The following is a 459-nucleotide window of genomic DNA, read 5'->3' on the forward strand; positions in this document are numbered from 1 at the left end:
CGCTCGAAGGACATCTCCATGAACATCGTCACGACCACATCGACCGTCCCTCGGACGGTCGCTCCCCTCGCCGCGCCGAGACCCCGCACTATCGACATCGCCCAGGCTATTCATCAGGCGGCCACCCGGCTTCTTCCCTTCCTTGAGCAGGGCAAGCCCGTCACCACAGCAGCGCTGCGCACGACCATGGCCGACAGCTTCGGCGGCACCGATGCGCAAGGCTTCTGGATCTGGAAGGACGCCTATGAGGCGCTGGAAGCCGCTCAGGTCCTGTTTCTGCGCCGCTTCGGCTCGGCGATCCTGTCGCGGTCGGCCTCGCCGCAGGCGGCGCTGGGGATGATGAAACGCATCGCGGATCTTGTTCCGACACACACGCGGCGCTCCGACGAGAGCCAGGCCATGCAGCAGCTGTCGACGCCGCTGCCGCTCGCCTTCGTTGCCGCTCACGCCGCCGCCGTC

The 459-nt window shown here is 67.3% G+C and carries 1 protein-coding gene; it reads left to right on the plus strand.

Annotated elements, in window-relative coordinates; genetic code table 11:
• Nucleotides 1-18: 18 nt before the first annotated feature.
• On the plus strand, nt 19-459 hold a 441-nt coding region (locus EOA24_RS40705), incomplete at its 3' end, for a hypothetical protein (RefSeq protein WP_348633118.1).

Source organism: Mesorhizobium sp. M2A.F.Ca.ET.039.01.1.1 (assembly GCF_003998035.1).
GTDB lineage: Bacteria > Pseudomonadota > Alphaproteobacteria > Rhizobiales > Rhizobiaceae > Mesorhizobium.